Source organism: Proteiniclasticum ruminis, from assembly GCF_900115135.1.
GTDB classification, from domain to species: Bacteria; Bacillota; Clostridia; order Clostridiales; family Clostridiaceae; genus Proteiniclasticum; species Proteiniclasticum ruminis_A.
This window is the reverse complement of sequence record NZ_FOVK01000021.1, coordinates 18,021-27,111: the sequence shown is the minus strand read 5'-3', so window position 1 is coordinate 27,111 and position 9,091 is coordinate 18,021. Positions and strand designations below refer to the sequence as shown.

11 protein-coding genes are annotated in these 9,091 nt (G+C 37.0%); 8 read left to right on the top strand and 3 right to left on the bottom strand.

Annotation, left to right across the window (positions count from 1 at the left end; all coding sequences use genetic code 11):
* Positions 1-1,042: 1,042 nt before the first annotated feature.
* Complete coding sequence (locus tag BM243_RS14440; protein WP_074913238.1) at positions 1,043-1,822, top strand: hypothetical protein; 780 nt, start codon at positions 1,043-1,045, stop codon at positions 1,820-1,822.
* A 113-nt stretch (positions 1,823-1,935) separates the two neighbouring features.
* On the opposite strand, the gene BM243_RS14435 is transcribed toward BM243_RS14440, so the two are convergent.
* A complete protein-coding gene (locus BM243_RS14435; RefSeq protein WP_074913236.1) occupies positions 1,936-2,229 on the bottom strand; it encodes a hypothetical protein in 294 nt (97 codons plus the stop codon).
* A 344-nt stretch (positions 2,230-2,573) separates the two neighbouring features.
* Between BM243_RS14435 and BM243_RS15320 the strand changes: the two genes are divergently transcribed.
* The 5 genes from BM243_RS15320 to BM243_RS14410 all read left to right on the top strand — a co-directional run bounded on the left by BM243_RS15320 (position 2,574) and on the right by BM243_RS14410 (position 6,515).
* The gene (locus tag BM243_RS15320; RefSeq protein WP_177213538.1) at positions 2,574-2,948 is read left to right on the top strand and encodes a hypothetical protein; all 375 of its coding nucleotides are present in this window, start codon (positions 2,574-2,576) and stop codon (positions 2,946-2,948) included.
* 18 nt (positions 2,949-2,966) lie between these two features.
* The gene (locus BM243_RS14425) at positions 2,967-3,824 is read left to right on the top strand and encodes a G5 domain-containing protein (protein ID WP_074913232.1); all 858 of its coding nucleotides are present in this window, start codon (positions 2,967-2,969) and stop codon (positions 3,822-3,824) included.
* 19 nt (positions 3,825-3,843) lie between these two features.
* Positions 3,844-4,944 carry a G5 domain-containing protein gene (locus tag BM243_RS15515; RefSeq protein ID WP_074913230.1) on the top strand — a complete coding sequence of 367 codons (1,101 nt, stop codon included), beginning with the start codon at positions 3,844-3,846 and terminating at the stop codon, positions 4,942-4,944.
* 56 nt (positions 4,945-5,000) lie between these two features.
* Positions 5,001-5,477 carry a hypothetical protein gene (locus BM243_RS14415; RefSeq protein WP_074913229.1) on the top strand — a complete coding sequence of 159 codons (477 nt, stop codon included), beginning with the start codon at positions 5,001-5,003 and terminating at the stop codon, positions 5,475-5,477.
* Positions 5,478-5,858: 381 nt separating this feature from the next.
* Positions 5,859-6,515, top strand: a complete 657-nt coding sequence (locus BM243_RS14410; protein ID WP_074913226.1) for a PBECR4 domain-containing protein — start codon at positions 5,859-5,861, stop codon at positions 6,513-6,515.
* Positions 6,516-6,934: 419 nt separating this feature from the next.
* Here BM243_RS14410 and BM243_RS14405 read toward each other — a convergent pair whose 3' ends face one another.
* The gene (locus BM243_RS14405) at positions 6,935-7,603 is read right to left on the bottom strand and encodes an A24 family peptidase (protein WP_074913224.1); all 669 of its coding nucleotides are present in this window, start codon (positions 7,601-7,603) and stop codon (positions 6,935-6,937) included.
* A complete protein-coding gene (locus BM243_RS14400) occupies positions 7,596-7,964 on the bottom strand; it encodes a M23 family metallopeptidase (protein WP_177213537.1) in 369 nt (122 codons plus the stop codon). Before BM243_RS14400 ends, BM243_RS14405 begins: the two co-directional genes overlap by 8 nt.
* Positions 7,965-8,213: 249 nt before the next feature.
* Here BM243_RS14400 and BM243_RS14395 point away from each other — a divergent pair, with 249 nt between their 5' ends.
* Complete coding sequence (locus BM243_RS14395; RefSeq protein WP_074913220.1) at positions 8,214-8,531, top strand: hypothetical protein; 318 nt, start codon at positions 8,214-8,216, stop codon at positions 8,529-8,531.
* Between the two features lie 183 nt (positions 8,532-8,714).
* Entirely contained in the window at positions 8,715-9,047 is a 333-nt protein-coding gene (locus tag BM243_RS14390) for a hypothetical protein (protein WP_074913218.1), read from the top strand.
* Positions 9,048-9,091: the final 44 nt, after the last annotated feature.

The following is a 9,091-nucleotide window of genomic DNA, read 5'->3' as shown; positions in this document are numbered from 1 at the left end:
ACCAAGTATAAAAATCTCAGAAAAGACACACTGTACTGCTCCACTTCACGGTGGTAGGGGGCTACAAAACGGCTGAAATGCCGCTCGGTAAAAGCAGACCTGAGCGAGTTCTTCCAAGTTCGGAAGAGGATTGTAGATGTATTTAATACATGGGAGGTTGGTTCTTAGGAACTGGAGTTTGATACGCCATGAAGGGCGGACGATAAAAGTGTCCGACCTAACCTCTCCTTTTGTAATTATGATGTAATTTTTTTTACATCATAATTACAAGGGGGGGGTATGAAGCTATGTCCACCAATCGGGCACCGCTAAAAGTTATCCCTCAAACCACATTGAAACTTAATCCCCTTTACCAGAAGCGATTCCAAATACAGAAGCCTTCTACCTTTATAAATAAGCATTTACACAAGCATTCCAATAAGAAATTACACTTCATACCCCCTAAAAACCATATCTAATCTAAGAACTTCAAATCTAACATAAGTCTTGAAAAACAACTAAAAAACATCTAGTGAATAAATAAAAATCCAATTATTATCAATTAAGTTTATGAAACAACTAAATGATATATTATGAGTTTTAAATGAACGTATTCTTGTATTACTCAGTTGGCTATTATCGCTTCAGGACAATCCTACAACTTCATTATTACTCTTCTAATCAATTGATGATTTCATATCTCTTCAAAATTTTAAAGATGAAGTCACACATCATAAATTCAAACATATTTCGAAAAGGCTTAAACTTGCGTTACTTCTATCGCTTAAAATAATAATGCATATGCAAGTACATTAATGTTATATTTCTTCTTGAACCAATAATGTGTTCAGTACAATACTGAAGCATCAATAAATTGGAGTATAACAAATTGTATACAGAAGACATTGTAATCATGATATGTGTCTTAATCATTATCTTCAATATAGTGTTAAATATTTTGTCTATAGTACAAATAAATAAAATCATTCTAATAGTATTGATATGATTGATTTTTTATATTATAATTTTCAGTAATAGAAATATGAGCTGGGAGTTGATTCTTATGGATGTTGAAAAAAGAACAATAATTAAAAGTGATGAACTATCAATAAAGCAGAAGTTTTACTTAGGAGTGTTGCTTAAAACATGTGACTACATAGATAGAACATTATCCTCACCAGTTATTCTAAGTGCTGGCATGGCGGAACGGAATATGACTGTAAGTGCACTATGGTGGAGACAAATAATCTTTGAGTTAGAGAATAGTGGGATTATTATCCGTAAAAGTGATAAAACAATTAGAGACAAGTTTGGACTAAATATAAAGGCAGTTGAGGGTGACGAAAAATTATACTTAGAGCTACTTTATCCAGTGCTTACAGTTGAAAATGCTGATGAAATAATTCCCTTAATATTAGCGGATTTGAATAACCACATAATAAAGATGATGCGGGAATCATTTATATACTCTCAATTACTTTATAATATTCATAGATATCCAATTAACTTGCAAGGGAATCAGAAAATAATAAAATGGAATACTGAGATGAAGCAGTTCATTTCAAGAACGAGCAAGTTTTTAGATGAATTGAATCTACTTGAGGAGAGCATTTATCATGAAGCATCAATTGAAGCTATCAAGAAAATGCTGATAACAAAATATGATGAAGTGTTTAGAATAAATGATGAGTTTAGATTTATCATTGGTTTTTCTGAACCAGTTGAATTAAATGCATGCACAGAATTAATTAATCTCTGTCTTGAAAGAAAATATGATAATGTTGACATTGATATAAATTTAGAATTCCCTGATGGATTTGATGATTGGGATAATATTGATTGAATTATTGAAGTTAAATTTCGGAAAAATGAGTACGGAAATAATATATAAGCAAATGAATATAACTATTTCGATTATTAGGTAAAGATAAAAGGAGGCTTATAGCCTCCTTTCTTTTACTTTTCTCCTTTAATCCAATACTTAAGCGCTTTATCCACATCATAGCGAAAAATTAAGTGCTGACCAAGTATTTCTTGAACCTTATCATAGATTGTCTGCTTATCAACTGTATGGACATCCTTTTGAAATGTAATAAGAAACGAGTTATTATCTGAGTCCAATAGTCCCGTAAAACCATCATCTTCAATTAAGTAAAGTGCATCAGCAATTTGCTCAGTATCATTTGAATAGAGTATATTACTTGTTTCTTCCTCGTAAATTAGTATTTCCGCTGTTCCGTATACTTTCATAAATACCTCCAATAATCTTGTATAGTATTCTATGCAGAAAAGTTGAAAAATATAACAAGAGAAGAGTTATTAAGTATTTAAATGTAATTTTTATTGATTTCTATGTACTATTTTTTGACTATAATATAAAATATTATCAGCATGGTGGGTTATTGTTAGTAAAGAGGTAATCGGGATGTTTATATTAATTACTTAAACTCATCCTTCCAACCCTTTCCCTCACCTTCCTCCTCACCGCCTGTTCCTCTCCCCAACCTTCAACCCCAACTCCTCCTGAACCCATCGAAACACCAGTAGAAACATTAGTGGAGGTTCCAGAGGAAGAAGAAACCGAAGAAGAAATTGTGGAAGAAACAGAAGAAGAAGTAAAAGAAGAGATTAAAGAAGAACCAAAGAAAACAATATCGCTGGAAGTGAAAATACCCGAAGCCCTTCCTGAAGGCTCTGTCCTTGTTGAAAGTGAAGATGGCACCCATCGATATGATTGGGGAGCTTCTCTAGCAAGTAAGCGGAAAATTTCTGGCTATACAGTTATGGCTGAGACAAAAGCGATTCAGTTTCATACCGTAGATGCTTCTGGGAACGCCATCAGCTTTGAGATTTTAGCTTCTGAAAAAGATTCCTTTGTTGATGACACTGAAAATACAGAACTCACAATCTACGAAAAACGAGAGTTATCGTACTACTCTGACAAAATATTCTATGCTTACAAATGGTAGGCACGAAAAGGAGATATTATGATTTTAAAAAACAAAATGCTAAAAATGCTAAGTGTATCCTTTACGCTCGCTCTTCTCACCGCTTGCTCCTCACCTCAACCTTCCACCCCTGTTCCCTCTGAAGAACCCCTAGAGACTCCTGTAGAGACTCCAGTTGAAGTTCCAGAGGAAGAACCAGTAGAAACACCTGTGGAAGAAGTACAGCCTGTCATAACGACAGAAACCATCACGGAAGAAGCAGAGATTCCATTCACCACAGAGAAAAAGAACGATGAGAGTCTTGAAAAAGGCAAAACTGCTATTTCTCAGAAAGGTGTACCAGGGATAGAAGTCATCACCTTTGAAGTGACAAAAACTGATGGTGTGGAAACAGAGAGGAAAGAGATAAAACGGGAGGTAAAGGTAAGTCCTGTGAAAGAAGTGGTCAAGGTAGGGGTGAAGGTAGTGGCTAGTGCACCAGCACCAGCTCCAAAGCCAACACCAACACCTGCACCTACGACTCCTAAACCTGCTCCTGCCCCAACACCTGCACCTGCCCCAACACCTAAGCCTGAACCTACTCCTACTCCAGAGCCAATACCAGAACCACCAAAAGAATATACTCCTGACCCAGCATATGGAGCTGTGAGCTTTACAAGACCGACTGGAGAATATAAAACATGGGGTTGGAGGTCATCAGACTTAGTTTATGTTGGAACATTAATGGATAACGGTATGTTAGCTTGGGGATGGGGGCATGAAAAAGGAAGCATGACAGCATCCGAAAGAGAAGAATGGATTAAATATGCAAGGGCTGCATTCCCAAAGCCTGATAGAGCTCCAACTCACGATGGAGAAAGAATTGTTCAACCAATTTGGGTATGGCTACAGAAGTAATAGATGAAGGAGAACAGACATGATAAGTAAGACGATAAAAGTATTAACGACAGCATTCACTCTAGCCTTCCTCCTCACTGGATGCGCTAGACTCCAGGATTCCCCTCCCATTCCCCCAGAAGAGCCCACAGAGACTCCCATAGAGTCCCCAGTGGAAACTCCAGTAGAGGCTCCATTAGAAACACCTGTAGAAACTCCAGCGGTGGAAGATGAAAAGGAACCCGTCATTACAACTGAAACCGTAAAAGAAGAAGTAAAGATACCTTTTACTACGGTGAAAAAGAATGATGAAACCTTGGAAAAGGGAAAGACTGTTGTCTCCCAGAAGGGAATAGATGGAACTGAGACCGTGACCTATGAAGTGACCTACACGGATGGGGTGGAAACAGGAAGAAAAGAAGTGGGACGAGAAGTGACGAAGAAGGTAGTGGAAGAAGTGGTCAAGGTTGGGGTGAAGGTGGTAGCATCTGCACCAAAACCCGCACCTACACCTACACCTACTCCAAAGCCAACTCCTGCACCAACAGCTAAACCAGTAGTTACAACAAAGGAAGAAATAAAGAAGGAAACCATTGCCTTTGCAGTAGATACTAAGTATGACAACACTCTGGAAGAAGGGAAAGAACGTGTGGAGAGAGATGGGGTAAATGGAACTCGAACCATCGTCTACACTGTGACTCTAACCGATGGAAAAGAAACAGGAAGAGTCGTCAAGAGTGACACTAGAGTTGATGCGATAAACAAAATCATCGTCATTGGCACAAAGAAAACAGAAACATTCGAAGATAAAATGGCAAAGCAGTTGCCATCAGGGTTCTCAAGAGGTGGAGATGGACCATGGCCATATACTGGTAAATTTGTTGTGTATAAAGGGTCTACCCCTGTTGCAGTTGTATCTCCTAGCGTTATCCATGCTTCTATCGAGCTATCTATTAGCGACCTCAAATCATTGGCTGATTTCTGGATAAAGTATAGAGAAGGAAGTGGGTTAACTGTAAATCGAAATCATGTATTTGAGGCTATAAAAAAATACAAAGAGACCAATCAGTTTTACCAAATAGGAGATATCTCACTAACTCACGATAGTATTACTGTAAGAATTTTCCATCAAGGATTTTAGGGAAAACTCGTATGATTCATTGTTTAGATACGTTAGACGTTTAAAGGAGGTTAATATTGAGTTTTAATCCCCCAAAAATCATATTGAAATACATCAAAAAAGACTATCCAAATGAAAAAGTAACAACCCAATCCTATACTGGTCTCGAAAAAATCCTCATAAAAAATCTTAATAAACTTAGTGTTTCTGATTTGCAAGAGAAAAGATTTCAGACTGATATGGAACTGCAATCACTTGAAATCAACGACTTTGATAAGTTTATTGGGATACGGCTTGGATACTATGCGTTAGTTTTGGCTTTATTCGCAATCATTTTGAGCAACCAGGATTTGTTAAGCCAAATGAGTTACGGTGCTGAGGATATAGTGTATGGGATTACCTTTTTCATGCTCACTCTGATTGTTAGTCACAACTTAACCTCTAGGAGTCAAAGAGAAAGGTTAATCTACTATAGATTCAAGTTGAATTGTATTGATAAGGTCATAGAGAGAAAGCTTGTAGACAATGAAAAAATCAGTCGTAAAAGAGGGTAAATTTCATAATGAAACACAAAAGATTTTTATATTTCATGCAATTCAAACGGCACGAGTTAATCTTTTTGTTATAAAATTTTTCTTGTTAGCGTATAATAATATAAAGAATCCCCAAATAGCTTAAATTCTAGAATCCCTAAAAAGGATTGAATAGTGAAGACTTTTAGGCTATAATAAAGCTACAAACACGTGGGCTGACACGTTAAAAATCCGATATACTTACCAGACGAATGTGCTGGCGGTTGGCGGGCAACGGAATAAACCCGATATACTTACCAGACGTATGTGCTGGCAGTTGGCGGACAACGGAATAAATCAGTCATTCAAAGAAGGTAAATGTAGCTGCGGTTCCATTTATCTTCTTTTTTTTAGGAGGGCTTTGTGAACAAAAAGACAGCGATTGAAATAATAAGTAGATGTTCTAAGAGATACAAGGAAAACTTAAACAATCAAAACTTTATGTTTGTCTACGAGGTGAATGGAAAGCTCTATAAGATTCAAACAGTATTCTTTCCCCGTAATTATTTGCATTTAACTGGCGTGAAACTAAATCAATCAAGCAGGATAAAGTCAGCATCACAATTTTTCGATAATTGCCGTCAAGGCCGTCTATCGGAGAGAGATTTTGAGTTCTCACCTGATGGAACCACACAGCAAAAGCTTCAAGTATTAGATAGGCTTATGGAAATACATAGAAATGCAAAAATGGTTTGTTTCTATGATGGTAAATTTAGGCTAAATCTATCTACAGATACTCTCATTGGAACTACGAGCGCCTGTTTAGGATTTGTTAGTGATACAACCACTTCTACAGGAGAAGAGTTTTACGTTCCTAATACGGCTCTAAATGAGGATATTAGAAACATAAGTACAAAGCCTTACAATAAAGTAATCGCTGTTTTATCAAAAGGAATAAATGATGAACTATACACGCACTGTAGATATATTGCAAAAGGTTGCAGTATAGAAAAACTCAACGAGTCTCCTGCAATACTTAAAATGTGCAATCCATTAAATAAACTCATATCGCTATTTTAGTGATGAGTCCGCCAGGCTTTTTAGAGGAATTTACTGGAATTTAGTAACGGAAAGTCAGTCACAAAAGAGGGTAGATTGAGCCAAGGCTTTCTCTATCCTCTTTTTTTGCGCAAAAAAAGAGATGCCTGGCATCTCATTTCTCTCCATCTTTAGTGGTATGGACTCCAAATTATAACGTTCCCTACTATCTGGCAAGGGGTTTCCAAATGAAATAATTTAATTTCGCTTTTTTAATGGCTTTTATTTCATGAGGCAGCCTACCTCGTTTTGATTTTTAATTCCCTACTATCTGGCAAGGGGTTTCCTGTTTCTTTATGGATTGGAGTGTTCTTATAATTCATTATATTGCATTTTTCTTCAAAATATAACTATTTTAGAGAAATTTCTACTTACGAATTTAAAACGCATTTGCGTATTTTTTACAAAACCAATAGATGAATCATTGTCCCATACACTAGATGCGGATAGAAAGCCTTCTTTACCTTCACCCATTCCTTTCCCATCCCTTTCTCCCTCTTCCACTTACTCCTCATCCATTTAATCAGCCCTTCCCCTACGGCCAGAAGACAGGCTACATAAAGTATGCCCATCGCTCCCTGTATGCCCAGCGCAAGTGCCATGACAGCGATGATTTCCACATCAGCGCCTCCAAAGCTGCCTTTAGCGTACTTTTGGAATGTCAAGAATATGGCATAGCAGCTAATTGCTGCAATGAAGTTTGGAATGGAGTGTGGAAGTCTAATGAGCTGGAGCATCCCTATGAGCACTGCTCCAAAAAGTAAGATGACTGTCGGTACATACATGGTCAGGACATCGGAATAGTATCCAAGAAGAAGGGTGATGCAAAAGATAAGATAGATGATAAGCTCCAGACTTAATCCAGTTCTTAGTCCTATTACCCCAAACATTCCCCCACACATCACTCTACGCCAAATTCCGCCTCTCCCCAGCTTTTCCTCCCCTTCTATGAGGAATACTTCATCTTTATCCATGGAAGCCTTAGAAAGCGTTCTGGAGAGTTTTAGAAGGTATGGCTCTATTATTATCCCTAAGAGAAATAAAATCAGCGATAGTATTTCGTTATTCATTACTTTCCTTCACTCCAATGATGGTTAGGGGGTCAATTCTTTCCCCGTCAATATCTACTTCAAAGTGAAGAAGTGGCTTTCCTTCTCCCCCTGAATTCCCCACAATTCCAATCACATCTCCTGAGAACACTCTTTGACCAATGATGGTCCTGATGTCTCCTGGATTGAGATTGGCGTATAAAGTTGACATTGCACCATGCTTGACGACAACGTAGGTGCCAAGGCGGTCATCGGAGGAAATGTTTGAGACAACGCCTGGGAGAATAGAGAATACATTCTGTCCTTCAATACCTGGAACTTCAATGTCAATGCCGTAATGAACCTCTCTTTCTCCAGTGGTGGGGTTCTTACGCTCTCCCATGGGGGAGGAAACGATGAAATATTCGGGCTGAATGGGAAGGACTGGGGTGAAGTTTGAGTAGATGATGGGGTTAAATTTGATGATTGGGGGAATCAATGAACGTGAAATGTATATGTTTTTTACGTTTAGTATAAAAGATGTTATACTATATTTAGTTAATATTACTTTTGATAAATCATAGTACGTTTTCTTTCGCATGAGATTCTCAAAAATTTACTAGGTTTTATTATCTTATAATAGGGGGCACTTATGAAAGAGTATTCTGCATTCAAGTACACTATCAACTTATCTGATGCAATATCTGCAGATGAGTTACTCAACTTGCTATCGACAAGCATTGAAGATGGAGTGTTGAATATCAAAGTAGTTCAAGGCAAGAAAAGAATAGTAATATATTCGTTAACTAGGGGTTTCCCGATTTCAAAATATGGGGATATAATCGGGGATATTGAGCCTGTTATATATTATAGGATGGACGAATTTGATGACTTTAACATGTCCATAAAAAGTAAATTATACAGTCTCTCAGAAGAATCATATGTAGAATCATGGATTGAGATTATCTAATTTGAATTAAATATTTGGATGTAACAAAAGAGAGCATGTGTTTTCATATGTTCTCTTTTGCTGTTATATCAAATCGAATGTGTAAGTGAGAGAATATTATAGTAAGATTATCATATTATAAAATTGTATAGTGAGTGAATAGGATTCTCGTAAAAGATGATAATATCTGTGGAGGTGTTGAAAATGCTTATTGATTCAAAAATTCATGCGCTCGAAGTTCTCAACTATGTTTTGCATAGGAGGGATGAAAAGGAAAAGTGTGAGATAATAAGAAAATCCATGGTTGAGGTAAAACGGTTTGGTTTTAAGATGGATGAAGTAGTTTTCTTCAAGGAGATACGCAAGAAAAACGAGGCGAGAGAATTTATGGTTGCAAATGGAATATCAACTTTAGAAGAACTGGTATTGAAGGAGTATGAGTATCGCATGAAATACCAGTGGATGATTTATAAGAATGTAAAAGGAGATGCTGATTATTGTGCTGATGATGCAGATGGTTCAGATTATCTTGATTAAATAGAAGAAAGTTGAATAAAGTTTGAAGTTAACGTAGTCGGATT